Source organism: Andreprevotia chitinilytica DSM 18519 (genome assembly GCF_000711875.1).
GTDB classification, from domain to species: Bacteria; Pseudomonadota; Gammaproteobacteria; order Burkholderiales; family Chitinibacteraceae; genus Andreprevotia; species Andreprevotia chitinilytica.
Genome location: NZ_JONM01000026.1, coordinates 17,549 through 38,156 on the forward strand (window position 1 = coordinate 17,549; position 20,608 = coordinate 38,156).

General features: G+C 60.4%; 19 protein-coding genes. 9 read left to right on the forward strand and 10 right to left on the reverse strand.

Features of this window, described 5'->3' with window-relative positions; all coding sequences use genetic code 11:
- Positions 1–94: 94 nt before the first annotated feature.
- On the forward strand, positions 95–1,198 hold the full coding sequence (locus tag BR41_RS19215) for an N-acetylglucosamine-6-phosphate deacetylase (protein ID WP_035060298.1): 1,104 nt from the start codon (positions 95–97) through the stop codon (positions 1,196–1,198).
- Positions 1,199–1,233: 35 nt separating this feature from the next.
- Here BR41_RS19215 and BR41_RS24350 read toward each other — a convergent pair whose 3' ends face one another.
- From BR41_RS24350 to gatC, 5 genes are all read right to left on the reverse strand, one after another.
- A complete protein-coding gene (locus BR41_RS24350; protein ID WP_156970799.1) occupies positions 1,234–1,560 on the reverse strand; it encodes a hypothetical protein in 327 nt (108 codons plus the stop codon).
- Between the two features lie 100 nt (positions 1,561–1,660).
- Entirely contained in the window at positions 1,661–3,100 is a 1,440-nt protein-coding gene (gatB, locus tag BR41_RS19220) for an Asp-tRNA(Asn)/Glu-tRNA(Gln) amidotransferase subunit GatB (RefSeq protein ID WP_035060300.1), read from the reverse strand.
- A 31-nt stretch (positions 3,101–3,131) separates the two neighbouring features.
- Complete coding sequence (locus tag BR41_RS19225; protein ID WP_035060302.1) at positions 3,132–3,875, reverse strand: GNAT family N-acetyltransferase; 744 nt, start codon at positions 3,873–3,875, stop codon at positions 3,132–3,134.
- A gap of 19 nt (positions 3,876–3,894) precedes the next feature.
- A complete protein-coding gene (gene gatA / locus BR41_RS19230) occupies positions 3,895–5,337 on the reverse strand; it encodes an Asp-tRNA(Asn)/Glu-tRNA(Gln) amidotransferase subunit GatA (protein ID WP_035060303.1) in 1,443 nt (480 codons plus the stop codon).
- Between the two features lie 84 nt (positions 5,338–5,421).
- Entirely contained in the window at positions 5,422–5,709 is a 288-nt protein-coding gene (gene gatC / locus BR41_RS19235) for an Asp-tRNA(Asn)/Glu-tRNA(Gln) amidotransferase subunit GatC (RefSeq protein ID WP_035060304.1), read from the reverse strand.
- Between the two features lie 147 nt (positions 5,710–5,856).
- Between gatC and BR41_RS19240 the strand changes: the two genes are divergently transcribed.
- The 8 genes from BR41_RS19240 (at position 5,857) to BR41_RS19275 (ending at position 16,726) form a co-directional block, all read left to right on the forward strand.
- Complete coding sequence (locus BR41_RS19240) at positions 5,857–6,900, forward strand: rod shape-determining protein (protein ID WP_035060306.1); 1,044 nt, start codon at positions 5,857–5,859, stop codon at positions 6,898–6,900.
- Between the two features lie 99 nt (positions 6,901–6,999).
- Entirely contained in the window at positions 7,000–7,893 is an 894-nt protein-coding gene (gene mreC, locus BR41_RS19245) for a rod shape-determining protein MreC (RefSeq protein WP_035060308.1), read from the forward strand.
- Positions 7,893–8,399 carry a rod shape-determining protein MreD gene (mreD, locus tag BR41_RS19250; RefSeq protein ID WP_035060310.1) on the forward strand — a complete coding sequence of 169 codons (507 nt, stop codon included), beginning with the start codon at positions 7,893–7,895 and terminating at the stop codon, positions 8,397–8,399. Before mreC ends, mreD begins: the two co-directional genes overlap by 1 nt.
- A 22-nt stretch (positions 8,400–8,421) precedes the next feature.
- The gene (gene mrdA, locus BR41_RS19255) at positions 8,422–10,386 is read left to right on the forward strand and encodes a penicillin-binding protein 2 (protein ID WP_211251811.1); all 1,965 of its coding nucleotides are present in this window, start codon (positions 8,422–8,424) and stop codon (positions 10,384–10,386) included.
- The gene (rodA, locus tag BR41_RS19260; RefSeq protein WP_035060312.1) at positions 10,379–11,497 is read left to right on the forward strand and encodes a rod shape-determining protein RodA; all 1,119 of its coding nucleotides are present in this window, start codon (positions 10,379–10,381) and stop codon (positions 11,495–11,497) included. The genes mrdA and rodA overlap by 8 nt, the downstream gene beginning before the upstream one ends.
- A gap of 52 nt (positions 11,498–11,549) precedes the next feature.
- Positions 11,550–12,500, forward strand: a complete 951-nt coding sequence (locus BR41_RS19265; protein WP_211251812.1) for a septal ring lytic transglycosylase RlpA family protein — start codon at positions 11,550–11,552, stop codon at positions 12,498–12,500.
- A 98-nt stretch (positions 12,501–12,598) separates the two neighbouring features.
- Positions 12,599–15,679 (forward strand): bifunctional diguanylate cyclase/phosphodiesterase, encoded by a 3,081-nt coding sequence (locus BR41_RS23210; RefSeq protein ID WP_156970800.1) that lies wholly within the window; start codon positions 12,599–12,601, stop codon positions 15,677–15,679.
- Between the two features lie 141 nt (positions 15,680–15,820).
- Positions 15,821–16,726 carry a carbohydrate kinase family protein gene (locus BR41_RS19275; protein ID WP_035060316.1) on the forward strand — a complete coding sequence of 302 codons (906 nt, stop codon included), beginning with the start codon at positions 15,821–15,823 and terminating at the stop codon, positions 16,724–16,726.
- Positions 16,727–16,803: 77 nt separating this feature from the next.
- Here BR41_RS19275 and BR41_RS19280 read toward each other — a convergent pair whose 3' ends face one another.
- From BR41_RS19280 to BR41_RS19300, 5 genes are all read right to left on the reverse strand, one after another.
- Complete coding sequence (locus tag BR41_RS19280) at positions 16,804–17,070, reverse strand: acyl-CoA-binding protein (RefSeq protein WP_035060319.1); 267 nt, start codon at positions 17,068–17,070, stop codon at positions 16,804–16,806.
- 175 nt (positions 17,071–17,245) lie between these two features.
- Positions 17,246–18,523, reverse strand: coding sequence for a dihydroorotase (locus BR41_RS19285; RefSeq protein ID WP_035060321.1), 1,278 nt, complete (start codon positions 18,521–18,523; stop codon positions 17,246–17,248).
- Positions 18,520–19,488, reverse strand: coding sequence for an aspartate carbamoyltransferase catalytic subunit (locus tag BR41_RS19290; RefSeq protein ID WP_035060323.1), 969 nt, complete (start codon positions 19,486–19,488; stop codon positions 18,520–18,522). The genes BR41_RS19285 and BR41_RS19290 overlap by 4 nt, the downstream gene beginning before the upstream one ends.
- A gap of 23 nt (positions 19,489–19,511) precedes the next feature.
- Positions 19,512–19,946, reverse strand: coding sequence for a Holliday junction resolvase RuvX (gene ruvX, locus BR41_RS19295; RefSeq protein WP_035060326.1), 435 nt, complete (start codon positions 19,944–19,946; stop codon positions 19,512–19,514).
- On the reverse strand, positions 19,943–20,500 hold the full coding sequence (locus BR41_RS19300) for a YqgE/AlgH family protein (protein ID WP_035060328.1): 558 nt from the start codon (positions 20,498–20,500) through the stop codon (positions 19,943–19,945). Before BR41_RS19300 ends, ruvX begins: the two co-directional genes overlap by 4 nt.
- Positions 20,501–20,608: the final 108 nt, after the last annotated feature.

A 20,608-nucleotide genomic window follows, 5' to 3' on the forward strand; every position in this document is an offset into this window, starting at 1 on the left:
TGCCACCCGTCTCCGCTTACCGTCGTTACGTTTTTTGACTTGCCACGCCCGTCGAGCAGTTTGACGATAACGCTTTCAGCAACGGAGTCCGGCGATGCTTGACGGCAATATCCTTACCCCTGACGGCTGGCGTTACGGTGAGCTCACTTTTGCGGATGGCCGAATCTCCCGGATCGGCGGCAAACACGCCAATCCCGCCGACAACAGCGATGACTACATCCTGCCCGGCTTCGTGGATCTACACATCCACGGCGCTCTCGGCTTCGACATGATGGATGGGGCTGAATCGGCGACGGCAATCGCCAGATTGCACGCCAGCCACGGCACAACGAGTTTGTTGGCGACGACGGTCTGCACCAGCCACGAGAAGCTGACTGCGCTGCTGAATGAACTCGCACCAATCATCCAGCAACGCCCGGCCAATGCCGCTCAACTATTAGGCGTGCACCTGGAAGGGCCGTATGTAAATCCCGGTCGGCTCGGCGGCCTGCCTGATGAAGCCCGTACCGCGGTGATGGCAGAGCTGGATCGCTATATGCAGCTCGTGCCGGTGAAGGTCGTCACGCTATCGCCGGAAATCGCCGGCCACGAAGCGGTAATCCGTGAACTGGCCGCACGCGGTGTGCGCGTGCAGGTTGGGCACTCACTTGGCAGTTATGAGGATGGCGTAAAGGCATTGGCCGACGGCGTGGCCGGCTTCACACACCTCTACAACGCCATGACCCCATTGGCGCACCGCGCACCCGGCATGGTCGGCGCAGCACTGGCACATGCTGAGTACAGCGAGCTGATCCCGGACCTGATCCACGTTCACCCCGGCGCGATGCGGGTGGCGCTGCGCAGTATCCCCAAACTGTATTGCGTAACGGACGCCACCCAAACCGCCGGCCTGCCCGACGGCACCTATACCGGCCGTGGCCGCACGGTGACCAAGTGCCTGGGCGCCGTCACGCTGCCGGATGGCACGCTGGCGGGCAGCGCGCTAACGATGGATGTGGTGCTGCGGAATCTGGTCGGGCTGGGATTGGCGCTGGAAGATGCGTCGAACCGCATTTCGCGCAATCCGGCGGATTATCTCGGTCTGGCAGATCGGGGCCGGCTGGCGATTGGGGCTTGGGGGGATGTGGTGGTGCTGGATCGTGAATTGCGGGTAAAGGCGGTGTATGTTGAGGGCGTTGAAATCAAGCCATTCGCCTAATTTCAACGCCTTCATTTGGCAAGCAGTCGATCCAGTTACGGAGAAATATATACGTGCCGTACGTCCTCGGAACCAGCCGCCAAATTACATGTACCAAGCCCGCCAATAACGACTGATCGTTGTGAAGCTTGAGCGGCAAGGAGAGTGGCCAGAATGTTTTTACCTGTAGATGTGGTGCCATCAAAAGTAAGTGGCCAAGCCGCTTGAGTGGAACAAGCCGCCCCGGTATAGGTGGTGCTGGTCTTAATCTGGCAAATATTTGTAAACGTATAGCAAACCACGCCGCTGATCGTGCCGCTGTAATCGGCATAAGCAGCCGACGAACCCGCGAGCAACACCGCCATCAATATCTTCTTGCGCATTGAATCAAATCCTCAGAATCATTAAATATTGGCTGTGCGTCAAAACAGGACACATCCCCACCTTGAACACATCAGCCTGTTCATTTATTAGAATTAACAGTCAACCCACTTTCTTCTTCAGCAACTCCAGCGCCATGGCCGGATTGGCCTTGCCACCGCTGCCCTTCATCACCTGCCCCACCAGCGAATTCAGCGCCTTTTCCTTGCCGGCACGATATTCCTCGATGGCTTTCGGATTGGCTGCAAGCACGGCATCGACAATTGCTTCAATCGCACCGGTATCGGTCTCTTGCTTTAGGCCGTCACGCTCGATGATGACGTCAGCGGCAGTCGCGTCAGTCGCCCCCGCCTCCCACATCTTCTTGAGCACGTCCTTGGCGGTCTTGTTGTTGATGGTGCTATCCATCACGCGCTTGATCAGGCCAGCCAGGGCAACAGCGGAAACCGGGCTGGCGTCGATGTCTTTTTCCTCGCGGTTCAAGGTGGCAGAGATATCGCCCATGATCCAGTTGGAGGCCAGCTTGGCATCGGCACCGGCAGCAACTGCCGCTTCGTAATAGGCGGCGAGCGCCTTCGAGCTGGTCAGCGTGGCGGCGTCATAAGCCGGAATGCCATATTGCTGCTGAAAGCGCACCTGCATCGCAACAGGCAATTCCGGCAGTTCGGACCTCACGCGCTCCAACCATTCGTTCGAGATCACCAGCGGCGGCAAATCGGGATCGGGGAAGTAGCGGTAATCGTGCGCGTCTTCCTTGCTGCGCATCATGCGTGTCTCGCCAGTATCCGGATCGAACAGGATGGTGGCCTGCTGGATCTTGCGGCCGTCTTCGATCTCGCCGATCTGCCATTGCACTTCGTATTTGATCGCCTGCTCGATGAATCGGAAGCTGTTCAGGTTCTTGATTTCGCGGCGGGTGCCGAATTCCTTCTGGCCTTCCGGGCGGACGGAGACGTTCACGTCGCAGCGAAAGCTGCCTTCCTGCATATTGCCGTCGCAAATCCCGATCCAGGTCACCAGCGAATATAGCGCTTTGGCGTAGGCGACTGCTTCGGCAGCCGAGCGCATTTCCGGTTCGGAGACGATCTCGAGCAGCGGCGTACCGGCGCGATTCAAATCAATACCAGTCTGGTGCTGAAAATCCCCGTGCAGGCTCTTGCCCGCATCTTCTTCCAGATGCGCGCGGGTGAGGTTGATGACCTTGTCGACGCCATCCACATTGATCGTGATCTGGCCGCCCTCGACCACCGGCAGTTCGAACTGCGAAATCTGATAGCCCTTGGGCAAATCCGGATAGAAGTAATTCTTGCGCGCAAAGATGGAGCGCTGATTAACCTTGGCACCAATGGCGAGGCCGAACTGGATCGCCTTTTCCACTGCGGCACGGTTCATCACCGGCAGTGCGCCGGGCAAGGCGATATCGACCACGGCGGTCTGCGTGTTCGGCTCTGCGCCAAAGGCCGTACTGGCCGGCGAGAAAATCTTCGATTTCGTTGTGAGCTGGGTGTGTACTTCCAGCCCGATGACGACTTCCCATTTCATGGTGTCTGCTCTCTTCTTCGTTCGATCGTCGTCAGCATGGCTGACGGCGATACCAATATTGATACTGCTCGGCAAAACCAAAACCAGCGTATAGCTCGACAGCCGGCGCATTTGCGGCCACCACTTGCAGCAGTCCTTGCGTTGCACCGGTTTCACGGCCCCAGGCCAGCAAGCTACTGACCAAGCGGCGGGCGTAACCCTGACGACGCGCCAGCGGTGTAGTCACGATGTCGAACAACAACACGCTATCCCACTGCCGCACGGCAAAGCCGCAACATTTCGCCTCGCCGTTCTCCAATAACATGCCGAACACGACCGGTGCCTTGTAGCTCAGCAGCAGCTTTCCAGCCGCATCACGCAACTTGCCGTCCAGTCCGCTCATGTTTGCAAACGCGGCAAACCACGGCATTTCAAGCGACGAACACAAAGCCACGTCCGCATCGAAACTCAGCAGTTGGCCCGCAAGCCGGGTGGTCTGGACACTGGACGGCTCGACCACTTCATAACCACGTTCGTCGAGCAAAGCATCCAGTTCCAGCGCCAGCCCGGTTTGCTTGAATACACAGGGCAATCCGGCCGCCCTGAATCGCTGCTCGGCATAAGCCAGTTTGTCCGCATTCGGCAAAGCACCGGCATAAAGCGGGCTGATTGAATTGGCACGCTTGGTATACCCGTCAGCAAAACGCAACACCCAACCATCCAGCAGTTCGGTTTGCAGCGCCGGCCATGCCGACAGGGCCAACGCTTCAAGGTGCGCGATATCTGCGTCAGTCATGGTTGACCCAAACAGCCGCTTACAGCGTCGGCGCTTTCAGATGCCAATCCGTCGCTTGCTGGAACTGATAAGCCACATTCAGCATCTTCGCTTCGCCAAAATAGTTGCCGATCAATTGCATGCCGACCGGGCGACCGTTCGAGCCGAAACCTACCGGCACGCTCATGCCCGGCAAACCGGCAAGATTGACGCCCAGCGTGTAGATGTCTTCCAGATACATCGCGACCGGATCGGCGTTCTTCTCACCCAGGTTCCAAGCGGTGTTTGGCGCGACAGGGCCGGCGATCACATCGCAATGCGCGAAGGCGGACTGGAAATCGTTGGCGATGATGCGGCGAATCTTTTGCGCTTGCAGGTAATAGGCGTCGTAGTAACCGTGGGAGAGCACGTAGGCACCGGTCAGAATGCGGCGCTTCACTTCCCAGCCGAAACCTTCGGCGCGGGTCTTTTCATACATTTCGGTCAGGCCGTCATAGTCCGCAGCGCGGTGGCCGTAACGGACGCCATCGAAACGAGACAGATTGCTCGACGCTTCGGCCGGGGCGATCACGTAATAAGCCGGGATGGCGAGCTTGGTGTTGGGCAGGCTGATTTCGACCACGGTCGCACCGAGTTTTTTCAGCTCGGCAATCGCGGTCTCGATCGCGGCGGCGACATCGCTCGCCAGACCTTCCGCAAAGTATTCACGCGGCAGGCCGACACGCAGACCAGCAAGTGGGACATTCAGATCACGCGTGTAGTCTTCCTTGGCGTGTTCCAGGCTGGTCGAATCACGTTCGTCGAAACCGGCCATTACGTTCAGCAGCAGTGCGCAGTCTTCGGCGGTATGCGCCATCGGGCCGCCCTGATCGAGCGACGAGGCAAACGCCACCATGCCGTAACGGCTGACGATGCCATAGGTCGGCTTGATGCCGGTGATGCCGCAGAAGCTGGCTGGCTGGCGGATCGAGCCGCCGGTATCGGTACCGGTCGCGGCCGGGACGAGGCCCGCGGCAACGGCGGCGGCAGAACCACCCGAGCTGCCGCCCGGCACGGCGTTCAAGTCCCACGGGTTTTTTACGGCACCGTAGAAGCTGTTTTCGTTGGACGAGCCCATGGCGAATTCGTCCATATTCAACCGGCCCAAGGTGACGAGGCCAGCAGCCTTCATCTTGGCGACGACGGTGGAATCGTAGGGCGAGACGAAGTTGTCGAGCATCTTCGAGCCGCACGTGGTCTTCCAGCCTTCGGCACAGAAGATGTCCTTGTGGCCGAACGGCACCCCGGCGAGCGGCGCGTTGCCTGCCGCGCGCAAAACATCTGCGGCGCGGGCTTCGGCAAGCGTTTTGTCCGCATCGACCGTGACGAAAGCGTTGAGCTTCGGGTTGAGCGTATCGATCTTCGCCAGGTAGTCCTGCGCGAGCTCGACGGCCGATGTCTTGCCGGCGGCAAGCAGATCGGAAAGCTGTTTGATTGTTTGCATGGCGCTTTGGGATATAAGAGCGTTAGCGTGAGGCGCAGTGGGAGTGAAGAGCAGGTTTACCCCTCACTCCTTCCCCCTCACGCCTCACTCAATGACTTTGGGAACCAGATAGAGGCCGTTCTCAACCGCGGGTGCGACCGCCTGGAAGGCTTCGCGGCGATTGGGGGCCGTGGCGGCGTCATCTCGCAGGCGCAGCGCGACATCTTGCGCATGGGCCATCGGTTCGATGCCGGTGGTATCAACTGCACGCATTTCTTCAATCAAACCGAAGATGCGATTAAGCTGTGTGTGCGTTGCAGCAATTTCTTCGTCGGATACGGCGATGCGGGCCAGTTTGGCGATGCGCCGTACGTCGTCCAGTGATAGGGACATGGCGGTAATTCTCCCCCTCTAAACCTTCATTAACGTCAGCGCCTTAGGGTATCATACCGCCCTTGATTCGCCCAAACCGACGGGCCTCCCCGCCCAAGCTGGCCGGGGCGCAACTCCCATACCCGATTTCACACTGCGAGCACACCGATGTTTGGTCTCCTTTCCGGCTATTTCGCCAACGACATTGCCATCGACCTTGGCACCGCCAATACGCTGATTTACATGCAAGGCAAGGGCATCGTCCTCGACGAGCCGTCCGTTGTTGCCATACAGCAAGAAGGCGGCCCTTCCGGCAAAAAAACGATTCTTGCCGTCGGCGCGGAAGCCAAGAAGATGCTGGGCCGCACGCCGGGCAGCATTACCGCGATCCGCCCGATGAAAGACGGCGTGATCGCCGACTTCACCATCACCGAGCAGATGCTCAAGCAGTTCATCAAGAAAGTTAATCCCAGCCGTCTCTTCTCCTCCCCTCCCCGTATCGTCATTTGCGTTCCCTGCGGCTCTACCCAGGTTGAACGTCGCGCCATCCGCGAATCCGCGTTGGGTGCCGGTGCGCGCAAGGTCGAGCTGATTGAGGAACCAATGGCCGCTGCCATTGGCGCGGGCCTGCCGGTCGAAGAAGCCACTGGCTCGATGGTGGTCGACATCGGCGGCGGCACCACCGAAGTGGGCGTGATCTCGCTCGGCGGCATCGTTTATGCATCCAGCGTGCGCGTCGGCGGCGACAAGTTCGATGAATCCATCATCAACTACATCCGCCGCAACTACGGCATGCTGATCGGCGAAACCACCGCCGAAGAAATCAAGAAGCGCATCGGCTCCGCCTTCCCCGGCGCAGAAGTGCGTGAAATGGAAGTGAAGGGTCGCAATCTGGCCGAAGGTATTCCGCGTGCTTTCACCATTTCCTCGAATGAAATCCTCGAAGCGCTGACCGAACCGCTAAACCAGATCGTATCGGCCGTGAAGCAAGCGCTGGAACAAACCCCACCGGAACTGGGCGCTGATATCGCCGAAAAGGGCATGGTACTGACCGGCGGTGGCGCGTTACTGCGTGACCTGGATCGCCTGCTGATGGAAGAAACCGGCCTGCCAGTGATCGTTGCCGACGATCCGCTGACCTGCGTGGTGCGCGGCTCGGGCAAGGCGCTGGAAAAACTGGACAAGGCTACGGCCATCTTCACGAATGATTGAGTGAAACGCGAGGCGTGAGGAGCGTGTTCTATCTAATCTAGTGGGTTGGATATACCGCTCCGCCACCTCACACCTCACCCCTTACTGCCTCACTCATCAATGCAATCGACTCAACCCGCCTTTTTCAAGCAGGGACCGAAGCCGCTCACGCGGCTTCTGATCTTCTCGGCCCTGTCATTCGTCCTCATCGTGGGTGACGCACGTTTTGCCATGCTCGGCCGCGTGCGCGAGCAGGTTTCAATTCTGCTCTACCCCTTGCAATGGCTCGCCACGGCCCCATTCTCGGCCGTCCGCACCACGAATGACTTCTTCACCAAACAAACACAGTTGCTGGCTGAAAACCGCGAGCTGCACGATGCGCAGCTTGCTGCCCAGGCCCAGGCGATGCAGTTGACCGCGCTGGAAGAAGAAAATCGCCACCTGCGTCAACTAACCGCCACCCAAGCTTCGCAGCCGCAAGCGACGCAATTGGTCGAGATTCTCTACAACGGCCGCGACCCGTTCTCCGCCAAATTGATCGTCGATCGCGGCGACAAGCAAGGCGTGCGCAGCGGTCAGGTCGCCATCGATGCCAAAGGCGTCGTCGGCCAGGTGGTGCGCGTACAGCCCTTGACCAGTGAAGTACGGCTGATTTCGGATCGGAACCACATGGTGCCGGTCGAGGTCGCACGCAATCAGCTGCGCACGGTCGTGTACGGAATGGGCCGCGCCCAGCCGCTGGAAATCCATAATCTGGCGCCGAACGCCGACATCGAACCGGGCGATATCCTGCGTACATCCGGCATCGATGGCTTGTATCCAGCCGGACTACCCGTTGCGAAAGTGATCAAGGTTGATCGCCAGGCGACCTCATTTGCGCGCATCATCTGCGTGCCGCTGGCCGAGATCGATCAACATCGCTTCCTGCTGTTGCTCGAACCGCCCGCCGCGCGCCCGCCCTACCCCGCCGAGGCCCCCGCTTCGGCTCCCGTTGCGAAAAAAAGAGGCCGCTGATGCCCGTTTCCAGCCAGATTCTGCGCCCAGTCAGCGTATGGGTCATTGCACTCAGCTTTGCGCTGGCGCTACTGATCAATCTATTGCCGTGGCAAAGCAGCGTCTCCAACCTATCGCCCGATTTCGTCGCGCTGATGGTGTTGTACTGGACGCTCAACCAGCCGCGCCGGGTTGGCGTGGGTTGGGCCTTCCTGTTGGGCATCGTGATGGACGTGGGCGATGGCAACGTACTCGGTCAACACGCCCTTGCCTACTCCGTGATCACCTACCTGATCCTGTCGCGCCAGCGGCTATTCGCTGTCTTCCCGTTCTGGCAACAGGCACTGGTCGTGCTCGGGCTGCTCACGCTCGGCCAGACCATCATGCTGTTGATCCAGTTTTCGCTGGGTGCGAGCTTTATCGGCTGGGGTTACTTCGTCGGCAATATCCTGGCTGCCGTGCTGTGGACGCCCCTGTCGAACCTGATGTTGTCGCATCAACGCAAGCCGCTGTCCGACTCCCTGTGATTCCCGTTGCGACCCATCAGTCATGAAATACCAACGCCAGCGCGCGATGTTCTCCCGCCCCATCAAGGGCCGCGTTCGCCCGCCCTCTACCAATGAGCTGAAGAATCCGAATAGCGAGCGCTATGCGTTTCAATTGCGCATCGTGGTCGCCGCGCTGTTCGTGCTGGCCTTGTTTGGCGTCCTGTTCGCCCGCTTCATCTGGCTGCAGGCGCTGCAGCATGACAAATACCAGACCCTGGCCGAAGCCAACCGGATCTCGCTGGTGCCGATCCAGCCATCACGCGGCATCATCAAGGATCGCAACGGCATCGTGCTGGCGCACAACTATTCAGCCTATACGCTGGAAATCACGCCCTCCAAGCTGCCGGACAATCTGGAAGCCAGCATCCAACGCTTGAACCAGATCATCGAAATCACGCCCAAGGATCGCCGTCGCTTCAAGAAGCTGATGGAGGAAACCAAGGATTTCGAATCGCTGCCGATCAAGACCCGTCTGACTGACGAGGAAGTCGCCCGCTTCGCCGCCAACAGCTACCAATTCCCCGGTATCGAAGTGAAAGCGCGCCTGTTCCGCCAGTATCCGATGGGCGAAATCGCCAGCCACCTGATCGGCTATATCGGCCGCATCAACGACCAGGATCTGACCGACCTCGAAGACGCCGGCCAGCTTGCCAACTATCGCGGCACCGATCACATCGGCAAGCTCGGCATCGAGCAATCGTATGAAGAGCAATTGCACGGCACTACCGGCTTTGAAGAAGTCGAAATCGACTCTGGCGGTCGAGCCGTGCGCACCCTGCGCCGCACGCAACCAGCGCCGGGCGAGAACCTGATTCTCTCGGTCGATATCAAGCTGCAGCAGATCGCCGAAAAAGCATTTGGCGACAACACCGGTGCGCTGGTTGCGATCGACCCGAAAACCGGCGGCGTGCTGTCGTTCGTCTCCAAGCCCGGTTACGACCCCAACCTGTTTGTCGATGGGATCGACCCGCAGAACTGGAAAGACCTGAACGAATCGCCGGATAAGCCGTTGAACAACCGGGCGTTGCGCGGCACTTATCCACCTGGCTCGACCTTCAAGCCCTTCATGGCACTCGGCGCACTCGAAGGCCACTTCCGCGCAGCCGGCTACGCCTTCCCCGACCCCGGTTTCTTCTGGTTCGGCGGCCACCAGTTCCGCGACGACAAGGTCGGCGGGCACGGCATGGTGGATATGTACAAATCCATCGTGGTGTCTTGCGACAGCTATTACTACTCGCTCGCCAACACCATGGGCATCGATAACATCTCCCGCTTCATGGGGCTGTTCGATTTCGGCTCGCAGACCGGCATCGATATCGATGGTGAAGTCACCGGCGTGCTACCCAGCCCGGAGTGGAAGAAAAAACGTTTCAAGAACCCGGCGCAACAGAAGTGGTTCGCCGGCGAAACCATCTCGATCGGCATCGGCCAGGGCTACAACGCCTACACCCCGCTGCAGATGGCCCATGCGACCGCCACGCTGGCCAATAACGGCGTGATGTTCAAACCACACTTGGTGCAGTTCATCGAAAACACCACCAATGGCACCAAGACTGCCATTGAGCCGAAACCTACCAAGACGCTCCCGTTCAAGCAGGAAAACCTCGACGTGATCCATCGCGCCATGGTCGGCGTCGTCAAGGAAGGGACCGGCGCGCGGGCGTTTGCCGGTGCGCAATATGAAGCCGCCGGCAAGACCGGCACGGCGCAGGTATTCAGCCTCAAGGGCGGCAAGTACAGCGAGAGCGGCACCAAGAAACGCCTGCGCGACCATGCGTGGTTCATCGCCTATGCGCCAGCCAACGACCCGAAGATTGCGCTCGCTGTATTGGTGGAAAACGGCGGTTTTGGCGCGGCAGCGGCGGCCCCGATCGCCCGGCAGGTGCTGGACTACTACCTGCTCGGCAAAGAGCCGAAAGCACCGGCAATCAGCGCATCCGATGTAGAGAGCGTGACTGATGATTAAGCAGCTGTGGAATCGCATCAAACAACCCATCGATCCGTGGTTGTTCCTGTTCACCCTGCTGGTGTTCGGGCTATCGGTCGTGCTGCTGTATTCGGCATCGAACCGCGATATCGACAAGGTGATGGACAAGACCACCTTCATGGGTGTGGCTGTCGCGGCCATGTGGCTGATTGCCAATGTGTCGCAACAGAACCTGATGCGCCTTGCGCTGCCGGCGTATGTATTGGGCGTGCTGCTGCTGGTGTTGGTGAATGTGCCGGGCTTGGGCGTGACCAGCCACGGCGCGACGCGCTGGCTCAATGTCGGCATCACGCGCATCCAGCCCTCCGAATTGATGCGGATCGCCATGCCGCTGATGCTGGCGTGGTACTTCCACCATTTCGAGGCTCATCTCAACTGGAAGCACTTTCTTGCAGCGGCAGCACTGCTGGTGCTGCCGGTCGGCCTCATCCTGAAACAGCCGGATCTGGGCACCGGCCTGTTGATCGCCTCATCCGGCTTTTACATCCTGTTCTTCGCCGGGCTGAGCTGGCGACTGATCGGGCTGATGATCCTGGCTGGCGGCGGTATGGCCTATACCGTCATGCATTGGGACCTGTGCATTCATCTGTTGCACGAGTACCAATGCCGCCGCGTTGCCACCATGCTCGATCCGATGCAGGACCCGCTCGGCGCGGGCTACCACATCATCCAAGGCACAATTGCCATCGGTTCGGGCGGCTTGCTCGGCAAGGGCTGGCTGAATGGCACCCAGACCCACCTCGACTTCATCCCCGAACGCACCACCGACTTCATCTTCGCCGTATTCGGCGAGGAATTTGGCCTCTTGGGCAATGCGATCCTGCTGACGCTGTACCTGCTGGTGATCATTCGTGGCCTGACCATCGCCAATAGCGCGTCGACCCTGTTTGGCCGCCTGCTGGCCGGTGCGATCGCGCTCAATTTCTTTACCTATGCCTTCGTCAACATGGGCATGGTGTCCGGTATTCTGCCGGTGGTGGGTGTACCGCTGCCCTTGGTGTCGTATGGCGGCACGTCGATGGTGTCGATCCTGACCGGTTTCGGCATCCTGATGAGCATCAACCGCGACAAGAAATTAATGAAGGCGTGAGGAGTCAGGTGTGAGGGGCGAGGTGGAAAAGCGGGTTGCTGGATGGGTGAGCTTGGCGCTCTTGGTATCACTGCTTGCAGCCTGCGGCACAGCACCGCGTCAACCGGCTCCGGTGGCAGAACGGCCGACCGCGCCCGCCACCCAACCCAGCACCGCCCCCGTTGGCACGCCGTCCCCCTACTCTTGTGTCTACGCCCCCAGCAGCGTGGGCAAAGGCGGCTTCTACAAAGATGACGGCCCGATGTCCGACCTGCCCGCCGGGCTCGACCTGACACCGGAACCCGTACCACGCTGGGAACCGCTCAACCGCTTCGCCAATAATCCCTACAGCGTGCTCGGGCTCAATTTCACCCCGATGAAAACGCCGGGTGTGCTCAAGGAAACCGGCACCGGCTCCTGGTACGGCCGCAAGTTCCACGGCCAGAAGACATCCAGCGGCGAGGTCTACGACATGTTCGCCATGACTGCCGCCCATCCCACCCTGCCCATCCCCAGCTACGCCCGCGTCACCAATCTGAAAAATGGCCGCAGCGTCATCGTGCGCGTGAACGACCGGGGCCCTTTCCACAAGGGCCGCGTCATGGATTTATCGTTCCTGGCCGCCTGCCGGCTGGGTTACGCGATGAATGGCAGCACCGAATTGCAGGTGGAAAGCCTGTTGCCATCCGATGCGCCAACCAGCGTCGTGGCCAGCGCCAGCCAGACCACCCCGCCCCCGGTAGCGCCGCCCCCCAGCCCTGCCATGCCGGAAAAAGTGCCGGTTGCCACCGCAGACGACGGCATTTACCTGCAGCTTGGCGCGTTCAGCAACCAAAGCAACGCCGAAGCATTCCGCGACAAGCTCTCCAGCATGCTGGACGATGGCGGTGCACGCGTCGTGATCCAGACTGCGGGAACGCTGCATCGCGTTCGCCTCGGGCCGTTCCCGGATCGGCAAAGTGCGCTGGCTGCGGCTGAACGTGTCACCGGCGAACATAATCTGCAGGCGGTCGTCGTTAAATAACCAAGCCGCCGAGTAATCGCGTCCGACCCGCTTTCTAAAGTTGCAATGGTCACCCTTTCGCCCACAATGAAAAAGATATCGCGATCAAGGAAAGCGCAGTGACCCTCCCTGTGGCCATCCAGCCCGATCAGGAAAGCGTTCGCTCGTTCGGCAAGATCCGGCACGTGCTGGTCATCCTGTCGCTGAGCGTGCTGCTGTTCTTTGCCGGCGCGGTAGGCTGGTCGATCTACCACAGCTATCGCGAGACGGTCAGCAGCGCCAATACCCAGATGCTGACGCTGGCGCACACCATGGACGAGCACGTCGGGCGCACGCTCGATAGCACGGTGAACCTGCTGTTTTCCATCCAGCAGGATGAAATCTTCAAGCTCTGCACCGCCGCGCACGACAGCGCCTGCCTGCATGCCTATCTGCTGCGCCAGATCAACCGCACACCACAACTCTCTTCGCTCTCCATCGCCTATGACGACGGCACGCTGGCCGCATCGAGCCTGATGCACCCGGTGCCATCGCACAGCCTGGCACAGGCGCACTACTTTCAGGTCGCCCGCTCGCAGCCCACCTCGCCTTATTACATCGCCGAACAGCAGCAAGACCCGACCGGTACCACCGATATCATCCCGATCACCACCGGCATCTCGGACAAACAGGGTCATTTTGTCGGCGTCTTGATCGCCGGCCTCGATCCGGGCTATTTCAAGCACTTCTATCAGACCATCAGCCAGAACCGCGATATCGTCATCGACCTGTTTCGCGACGATGGCGTCTCGCTGGCGCACTACCCGCTCGACGATCAAACCCCCGGCCGTGATCTCTCCGCACGGCGCTTTTTCGATAACGCCTTCCGCCAAGCCGATAGCGGCTCGTTCACTGAAACCAGTACCAGCGAACACATCACGCGCATCTACGGCTGGCGGCGCGTCTCCGGCCTGCCGCTGGGCGTGCTGGTCGGCATCGACCGTGAGCAGGTGCTGCAGCCGTGGCAACACGAAAGCGCGCTCAACGCGGCCATCAGCTTTGTTGCAGTGCTGTCCGGCTCGCTGCTGATGCTCTACCTGATGCGCCAGATCGAACGCCAGGAACGCACCGAAGAAGACCTATACCTCACCAAAGCCTCGGTCGAGCGCGGCGCCGACCTGGCCATCTGGCTCGACCCGGCCGGTCAGATCCGTTACGTCAACACCACCGCCTGCACCCGGCTCGGCTACAGCGAGCACGAACTGCTATCGATGCGCTTTCGCGACATCAACCCGACCTTCCGCCCGGATATCTGGCCCCGCTTCTGGGACAAACTGCGCTCCAACAAGCATCTGTTCGACGAAGTGACGCTTCGCACGCGCGGCGGCGAGGAGTTCCCGACCGAGGTTTACTCAACCTACATCGTCTTCAAGAAGCAGGAATACAACTGCGCGGTGGTCCGCGATATCTCGGAACGCCGCATCGCCGAAGAAGCCATCATCAAAAGCGAACAGCAGTTGCGCCTTGCGCTGGAAGCCTCCAGCACCGGCCTGTTCGACATGCCGCTCGACAACCGCCGCAACGCCGTCACCAGCCCGGAATACGACAAGCTGCTCGGGTTCGAGCCGGGCGAGCTGGTCGAAACCTTCGACAAATGGAAAGAGCAGCTGCACCCGGCCGACCGCGATCTGGTCGTCTCCGCCTTCCGCGACTACTACACCGGTGCATCGCCGCAATTCACCATCGAATTCCGCCGCCGCGTGAAATCGGGCGCTTATCGCTGGTTCCAGTCCCAAGGCAAATTCGTCGAATTCGACAACCGCAACCGGCCCAACCGGCTGATCGGCACGGTGACCGACATCACCGAGCGCAAAGCGGCGCAAGAGCGGATCACCGAACTGGCCAATTTCGACACAGTGACCGGCTTGGCCAACCGCAACCTGCTACGCGACGAGCTGCGATTGGCGTTGGCAGCGGCGGAGCGGTTCGAGCGCAAGTTGGCCGTGCTCTTCCTTGATCTGGACCGGTTCAAGACCATCAACGATTCGCTGGGTCATGCCGCCGGCGATCAAGTGCTGAATCAGGTTGCAGACCGCCTGAAAAAGTCCGTACGGCGCTCGGACATTCTGGCGCGGCTGGGTGGCGACGAGTTCGTGCTGGTGCTCACCGAGATCAAGGATGTGCTGCAGGCCCGCGATATGGCCGAGCACCTGCTGGAGACCTTTTCCGAACCCTTCGAGCTGGAAGCGGGGGGGTTTGCCACCACGACATCGATCGGCATCAGCGTCTATCCGGACGACGGCAATGACCCGGATACGCTGATCCGCAATGCCGATGTGGCGATGTACCAGGCCAAGTCGAACGGCCGCAACAACTGCCAGTATTTCACTGCCGACATGAACGAGCGGGCTTCAGAGCGGCTGGTGCTGGAAACCAGCATGCGCCAAGCGCTCTCCAATGGTGAATTCGAGCTGTATTACCAGCCGCAGGTCAGCCTGAAAGACGGCAAGTTGATTGGTGCCGAAGCACTGATTCGCTGGCACCACCCGGAACACGGGCTGATCCCGCCGGCCAAGTTCATCCCGGTGGCAGAAGAATCACGGATGATCGTCCCCATCGGCAACTGGGTACTGCAACAGGCGTGTCGGCAGGCAGCGGCCTGGCAAGCAGCGGGATTGCCGGGCATCACCATGGCGGTCAACCTCTCGCCGCTGCAACTGCACCAGGCCAACCTGCTCGATATCGTCGCCGAAGCAATGGCGGACGCAGGGCTCGAACCACGCTACCTGGAGCTGGAAGTCACCGAATCGGTAGTCATGCAGGAGGTCGAGCACGTGATGAGCATGCTGCATGGCCTCAAGCAACTGGGGGTGAAGCTATCCATCGACGACTTCGGGACCGGCTACTCCAGCTTGTCCTACCTGAAGCGCTTTGCCTTCGACAAGATCAAGGTCGACCAGAGTTTTGTGCGCGATATCGCCACCGATGCCAACGACGCCGCCATCGTGCTCGCCATCATCGGGCTCGGCAAAACGCTCGGCATGTCGGTACTGGCTGAAGGGGTGGAAACGCCGTTGCAGCTGGAATTCCTGCGCCGTGCCCAGACTGACGCGATCCAGGGTTACTTGTTCAGCCGCCCGCTCGACGAGGCCGGTTTCCGCCGCTTACTTGAAAACCCCGAAGTCATGCCGATGCCCGAGGGCAGCATGATCGATGGCTGATTGAGCAGTAGAGAGCGAGCCTCTGCGCAAGCATCAAGAACCGCTTTCCAAGCCAACTTCAAGCCAATTCTAAGCACTTCACCTTGTTATCAAACCCACGCACAATCGCTACCCTCTACCGATTGCAATCAGGAGTGTTCCATGGGCGCGCGCTATGTCGTTTTCGGCGAAGCACTGACCGATTTCATCCGCGAAGAAGGCAGCCACTGGCGGGCGATTGCCGGCGGTTCATGCTGGAATGTCGCTCGCGTGGGCGCCCAATTGGGCGTGCCGACCGGCTTCGCCGGCGCAATCAGTCGCGATACCTTGGGTGACGAGCTGGCGCAGCTATCCGAAACGGCCGGGCTGGATCTGCGCTTTTTGCAGCGCGTGGACAAATCGCCGTTCCTTGCGATGGTCACCTCCAAACACCCGCCGCATTACTTCTTTGTTGGCGACGACAGCGCCGATCTGCATTTTGATATCGCGAAACTGCCCGGCGGCTGGCTGGATGATGCCGAGATCGTGCACTTTGGCTCGATCAGTCTGTACCGGCAACCGTTGGCCGATCGTCTGGTGGCGCTCGCCGGCCAAGTCAAAGCTGCCGGCAAGCGCATCGCCTTCGACCCGAACTACCGCGCATTGATGGATGCAGGCTACCAGCCCATCCTGCAGCAAATGGCCAAGCTGGCTGACTACATCAAGATTTCCGACGAAGACGTCGGTCATCTGTTCAAGGGTCAAAGCGAAGCGCAAGCCGTTGCGACCCTGCGCGACTGGAATCCCACCGCCCACATCCTGTTCACACGTGGCGCTTCGGGCATTGAGCTGATCACGCCGGAGGGCACGATTGCCCGGCCCGTTTTCAAAGTCGAAGTCGCCGATACCGTTGGTGCAGGCGACGCCAGCATGGGCGGCTGGATGGCCAGCCTGCTGCAGCGCCCGGATGCACCGCTCGAGTCCCATCTGGCCTTCTCGGCCGCCACCGCCGCAACCGCATGCCGCCAACACGGTGCCTACGCGCCGCACTGGAACGAAGTGGAACAGCTGATCGCCGCGCAAAGCTGATCGGTTCCACCCGCAGCGACACCAATAAAAAAGCGACCAGAAGGTCGCTTTTTTATTGGGCTGGCGGCTATAGAAGATCAGCTATCGTTCTTCTTCAGCTCTTCGACCAGATCGATGTACAGCTGCATCGCCTCATCGCTGGTCTTGCCCTTGAACTTCGCCCAGCCATCGTACTTGGCTTGGGCCACGAAGTTGAGCGCCCCCGGGCGGTCACCAGTGACATCGCCATCGGTCGCTTGTTTGAACAGCCCGTAGAGCTTGAGCTTGTCCTGCGTGGTAGGCGGTTCGTTGAGTTCGGTGACGGCTTCGGAAGCGGCCTTGAAACGGGCTGCGAGGTCGGACATGGTGGACTCCTGAACAATTTAAAACAATTGTTTGATAACGGAACCAGTATAGCTGCGCATGCTCAAGGCTCCAAACCGGGGAAAGCCCCCAAGACGGCTGTTTGAGCAACCTAACAAAATCTTGTAGGGCGGGTTACGCAGCAAGCTGCTAACCCGCCCTACAGTCCGTGAATGCTCAAGCCGCCTGATAAACCAGCTTGCCCTTCACGAAGGTAAAGCGTGCTTGGCCCTTCACTTCCATGCCGGAAAACGGCGTGTTCTTGCCCTGGCTCTTCAATGTTTGCGGCGTCACTTGCCAGGTCGCATCCGGGTCGAACAACACCAGATCGGCGCGGCTACCGACGGTAAGCGCCGCCTCGAAACCGAGTTTCTGCGCCGGGACGCTACTGATCTTGGCCAATGCGGCCGGCAATGCAACGCCGCTGCGCTCAGCCCAAGCCAAGGTCAACGGCAGCAGCAGCTCCAGCCCCGTCGCGCCGGGTTCTGCTTCGGCGAACGGCAACAACTTGGAATCGTCATCCATCGGGCTGTGATCGGAGCAGATTGCGTCGATGGTGCCGTCGGCCAGTGCGGCGGCAATCGCATTGCGGTCACGCACGCTACGCAGTGGCGGGTCAAAGCGGTAGTGACTATCGAAATAGCCGATGTCGACGTCGGCCAGATGGATGTGGTTGATGTCCACGTCGCAAGTCAGCGGCAGCCCTTCCCGCTTGGCGGTGCGCACCAGTTCGATGCCAGCAGCGCTAGACAGGCGGGCGATATGCACGCGGCAACCGGTGGCGCGCATCAGTTGCACGATCTGCGCAATCGCCAGCGTTTCGGCAATCACTGGGATGCCGGTCAGGCCGAGGCGAGAGGCGTATTCGCCATCGTGCGCCACACCGTCATTCACCAGGCTGGCTTCTTCCGGCCGCAAACGCAGCTCGAAACCAAACGTCGCGGCGTATTGCATGGCGCGGTAAAGCACCTGCAGGTCGGCAATCGGCACATCGCCTTGCGAGAAGGCCACGCAGCCGGCCTCGCGCAGCTGCGCCATCTCGGTGATTTCCTTGCCCTTGAGGCCGACCGTGAGCGCACCGACCGGGTACAACCGCGCCAGATCATGCGCCTTGGCACGCTGGCGCAACATGGTGACGAGGCCCGGTTCATCGAGCGGCGGATCAGTATCCGGCGGGCAGACGATGCTGGTCACACCACCAGCCACGGCTGCGGCCATTTCGGACGGCAGCGTCGCCTTGTATTCAAAGCCCGGCTCACGCAGGCGGGCAGCCAGATCGACCAGGCCCGGCGCAACGATCAGGCCAGCCGCATCGATCTCTTGTTCGGCGTGAAAACCAGTCGGCGCAGCGCCGACGCCGACGATCTTGCCGTCGGCCAGATACAAGTCAGCCTTGGTATCCGTGCCGTGCGTCGGGTCGATCAGGCGGCCGTTGCGGATGATGGTCTGCTTCATTGTTGCTGCCCCCGCTGATTTTCAGAAACGATCGCCATCACGGCCATGCGCACGGCGATGCCGAAGGTGACTTGCGGCAGGATCACCGCCTGCTTGCCATCGGCGACGGCGGAGTCAATCTCGACGCCGCGGTTCATCGGGCCGGGGTGCATCACGATTGCATCCGGCTTGGCGAGCGCGAGTTTTTCCGGCGTCAGGCCGTAGTACTTGAAGAATTCTTGCGTGGACGGCAGGAAAGCACCGCTCATGCGCTCGTTCTGCAGCCGCAACATGATGATCACGTCGACGTCTTGCAGGCCCTCGGCCATGTCGTGATACACGTGCACGCCCAAGCTTTCGATGCCGGTCGGCAACAGTGTTTTCGGTGCAATCACGCGCACTTCCGGGCAGCCAAGCGTGGTCAGTGCGTGAATATCCGAGCGCGCCACGCGCGAGTGCAGGATGTCGCCGACGATGGCGACGCGCAGCTTGGTAAAGTCGCCCTTGAAGTGGCGAATGGTATACATGTCCAGCAGCGCTTGCGTCGGGTGGGCATGGCGGCCATCGCCCGCGTTGACTACGGCAATGCCCGGCTTCACATGTTTGGCGATCAGGTACGGTGCGCCCGATTGCGCATGGCGCACGACGAACACGTCCGCGCCCATCGCTTCGAGGTTCTGGATGGTGTCGAGCAGCGTCTCGCCCTTGGCGGTGCTGGATGCTTGAATGTTCAGGCTGGTCACATCGGCGGACAGCCGCTTGGCAGCGATTTCGAACGTAGTACGGGTGCGAGTGCTGTTCTCGAAAAATAGGTTGAACACCGAGCGCCCGGCCAGCGTGGTGAACTTCTTGTTGCCGGCATCGCCAGCGGCCACATATTCGGCGGCGCGATCAAGAATCTGGGTGAGGATGCGCTTGGGCAGTCCTTCCGGGGTCAGCAGGTGGATCAACTCCCCTGCCGCATTCAATTGCGGGTTGTAGGCCATGGTGACTCCAAGGGGGACTTCAGCTACTCCACCAGCGGCGACAACGCCGGCGGGGCATCGAAGTAAGACTGCAAAATCTGCATTGCGGCAACCTGATCGAGCGCGGTCTTCTGCTTGCGACCTTTCAGGCCACTCTGGTTCAGCGCTTCGCTGGCGGCGGCGGAGGTATAGCGCTCATCGACCAGCGCGACCGGCAGACTGAAGCGGCCATGCAGGCGATTGGCGAACTTGCGCGCCAGGCGGCTGGAATCCTGCTCCTCGCCGTCTTCGGTCAAGGGCAGCCCAACCACCAGCTGCGTTGGCTGCCACTCGCGGATCAGCGCTTCAATGCGGGAAAAACGGGTGTCATTGTCAGTGGCGGCGATGGTTTCGACCGGGTGCGGAATGCCCAGCTCCGTACTGCCCATCGCAACGCCGATACGCGCCGCGCCGAAGTCGAACGCCAGCACCGTACTCAAGCGTGCCCTGCCTCGTCCGAGAGCATGGCCATGTCGACGCCCAAGAGCTTGAGCGCCGCCTCGTACCGCTCTTCAGCCGGCAGCGAGAAGATGATGCTCGGGTCGGCCTCGACCGACAGCCACGCATTCTGCGCGATTTCGCTTTCCAGCTGACCGGCTTCCCAGCCGGCGTAGCCGAGCGTGACGAACATCTTTTCCGGGCCGGAACCTTCGCCAACCGCCAGCAAGATGTCCTTGGAGGTGGTGAGGCCCATGCCGTCGTTGACCGGTAGCGTCGATTGCCAGTCGCCCAGCGGCGTGTGCAACACGAAACCACGATCGGTCTGCACCGGGCCGCCGAAGCAGACTTCCAGTTCGGCGACATCCGGCCGGTGCAGTTCGACGTCGATCTGCTCGAACAGGGTGGTCAGCGTCATGCCCAGTGGCCGGTTGACGATCACGCCCATCGCGCCCTTGTCGTTGTGATCGCAGACATAGGCAAGCGTTTTGGCGAAGATCGGATCGACCAGACTGGGCATCGCGATCAGAAAATGCTGGGAAAGATTCATATCCATGCCGGAATTATCGCATAAGGCCACCGTATTCTTGTGGCGAGAACATGCAAATTCGGCGCTGGCCGGAAGGATCGCCCCACTGTCAGCTGCAAACCGTTCGGCTATAAA